Genomic DNA, 468 nt, shown 5'->3' with positions numbered 1-468 from the left:
AGCCAAGTCGCGGAGGCGGGCGGCGATATAGCCCCCCGCCGCGTGCGCCAGCACGGCCATCGCGGCCTGGCGCTGGGCTTGCTGGTCGTTGTGTTGCGTCACCGGATCCACCGAACTTGCCGATTCTAAGTTGTCTATTATAATAGACAACTTCATAAGTGAGCGCCATGACTGTTTCGTGACAAAGCCGTGATTTCTGGGTTAGGCTGACCGGCGATATGAGCATGCAAGACACTGCGTCGTCGGGCGTCGCGCTATGGCGCCTCGTTGCCGACGGCATCGAGCGCGGCATCGCCGACGGCCGCTTTGCGGCCGGCGACAAATTGCCGGGCGAGATGGAGATCGCCGAGACCTATCGCGTCAACCGCCACACCGTTCGGCGCGCGCTGGCAGCCCTTGCCGAGCGCGGCCTGGTGCGGGCCGAGCGCGGCAGTGGAACCTATGTCGAAGCGCAGAAGCTCGCCTATC

The 468-nt window shown here is 64.1% G+C and carries 1 protein-coding gene; it reads left to right on the top strand.

What is annotated here, in order from left to right:
• Positions 1 to 218: 218 nt before the first annotated feature.
• Positions 219 to 468, top strand: a 250-nt coding sequence (locus MOV74_RS40300; protein WP_246933121.1) for a GntR family transcriptional regulator, incomplete at its 3' end; no start/stop codon positions are given.

The sequence above is a fragment of the Bradyrhizobium sp. SHOUNA76 genome, from assembly GCF_023006445.1.
Taxonomy (GTDB): Bacteria; Pseudomonadota; Alphaproteobacteria; order Rhizobiales; family Xanthobacteraceae; genus Bradyrhizobium.
Note: the sequence above shows the minus strand (reverse complement) of the source record. Positions and strands in the feature narration are given on the sequence as shown.